The organism is Xanthovirga aplysinae, from assembly GCF_009711365.1.
GTDB classification, from domain to species: Bacteria; Bacteroidota; Bacteroidia; order Cytophagales; family Cyclobacteriaceae; genus Xanthovirga; species Xanthovirga aplysinae.
In genome coordinates this window covers 1-1828 of the sequence record NZ_SMMB01000478.1, presented here as the reverse complement: position 1 = coordinate 1828, position 1828 = coordinate 1, and the positions used below count along the sequence as shown (strand labels likewise).

Here is a 1828-nt window from a genome sequence, read left to right as displayed (position 1 = left end):
TCTTAACACCAGAACTATCAATTGAAATAATCTTATTATTCTCAATATATACATCTCTGTTTACCAGTATTTTTCCTGTCTTTGTATCAATAATATTGATTGACTGAATTAAAGTACTATTGTGTTCTTCTGCTAATGGGAGTTCAGGCATTGGCCAAATTATTGCTCCTGTAATTACTGTGATTGTAAAAAGAAGAAGAACAATGGAAATTTTCAAAACTTGTAAAAAGATCTTTGTCATATCTGCAAATGGAATTAGAAGTTAAGAAAAGATGCGAAATGCCCTAGAATGAGCTATATCCTTATTAGCAAATGTTTCCTGACGGTGGGTGAAAAAATATTAGCTTTGGTTAGCGTTTTTGGCTATGAAGGCTAATTTTTCAATATAGTTTCTTGAAATCTAAATTTAGTTTTTTTCTTCGGAATTAATGGGCCAAAGAAAAAGATTATGTTTAAAAAAAGCCGAACTATTATTGAGAGAATTTTTCCTCAATGTAGCCGGCTTTCAATTGATGCATTACAGGATGCATCAAACCATTTTGTTGAACGAGGGGGATATCCATTAAACCCTTCATTAACTTTTTCGCCCATAAAAGAGGGAGGAGGGGAAAAAGTTTCTCTTGTCTAGTCCTGCTATAGGTTCATTATTAACCTATAGCAGAACAACTGATGACATGTCATTGCGTTTAAGTATACTTACTTTACGCTCTTAATTGCAGAGTCGGGCTTGGCTAAGGCAGCTGGTGTTCATGTAGGCACGCCCCCCTGTGGCATCATAGAAACTGTTCATTTTGAATAGTGTCCACCTATCTTCGGGGTCAGTGCGCTCTGTGCTACCAAATATCCGAATCTCTTCATCTGCAAGGTCCTGATGTGCACTAGGCACTTCTTCATCACTTACAATAACAAAGGCGGTACGAAATTCTTTTTGGGCATCCCCAAAAGCTGGAATCCGTGGGCCACCCATTAGTTCGACCATTTCGTCGGTAGAGAGTGTTTTCAAATCACTGGCCAGATAGTAATCTTCAAAGCTGGTGTCGTTGGGTGATCTTTCGACATCAGTCAAGTATTGAAGTGGCTCCAGGTCAGACTGGGGAATGAGTCCCATAAGGTACAGCTCTAAGTTACTGAGACGGGCATTCCAAAAGTGGTTACCACGAATGGCATGGTATTCCTTTTTACCATTAATGGTTTCTCCCGTTGGTTCAAAAGCTTCCCAGCCTCCAATTGGGCTATCGGCAGTCGAATAGCCATAGTGCCCTGAACCTCCCCCGAGCTCTTGAGGGAGCCAGGCGTTGCCCCATCGGTGGGCTAGTTCATGGTAGAATGGTCGGGAAATAATGTAGTTTTGTGTGCCGTCGGTGCCATCTGGTTCCGCACGAACATCATAGAGCACTATGGCACCTTGCAGTCGTCCACTGGATCCCCAGTCTTGTGGATTGCCACTACCTTTACTTCCAATTCCTTGGGTTACCTCATTCACAACAGTATGAAAGATGCCTTCTACTGGAACATTGGGCCTAGTGCCAACGGGTCTGTTGACAAGCACGATGATGAAGTCAAATTCATCAGCATACTCTGTATAGAAATCCTTAGTGAATTCCTGTAGGTTTCTTCGATTTGCTAGGGGATATAGCTCGTCGCTAGGTAATCGGCGAAGTAAAAGGCGGTCATTTGGATGTGCTTCGAAAAGCCCACAGCTTCCCACACGTTCTTGGGAAGGGCCGCACTCAGGGTTTATGGTAATTGGATCTATAAATTCGGGGTCGGTGGTCTCAGAGTCTGGCGTAATTTCTTCTTCGGTACAAGCGGCAAGGAGAAAAAAGCA

The 1828-nt window shown here is 42.3% G+C and carries 3 protein-coding genes; 1 reads left to right on the top strand and 2 read right to left on the bottom strand.

The genetic code is table 11. The features are described from left to right. A partial coding sequence (locus E1171_RS01945) for a hypothetical protein (protein ID WP_155203551.1) occupies positions 1-241 on the bottom strand: 241 nt, incomplete at its 3' end. Between the two features lie 207 nt (positions 242-448). Here E1171_RS01945 and E1171_RS01940 point away from each other — a divergent pair. After that, positions 449-628, top strand: a complete 180-nt coding sequence (locus E1171_RS01940) for a hypothetical protein (protein WP_155203549.1) — start codon at positions 449-451, stop codon at positions 626-628. An 81-nt stretch (positions 629-709) separates the two neighbouring features. On the opposite strand, the gene E1171_RS23470 is transcribed toward E1171_RS01940, so the two are convergent. Next, the coding region (locus E1171_RS23470) for a hypothetical protein (RefSeq protein ID WP_187696184.1) at positions 710-1828 on the bottom strand (1119 nt) is incomplete at its 5' end.

Bases quoted from the DNA above. Each gene is read 5' to 3' on its own strand.
- E1171_RS01940 (WP_155203549.1), top strand. From the start codon at position 449: ATGTTTAAAAAAAGCCGAACTATTATTGAGAGAATTTTTCCTCAATGT.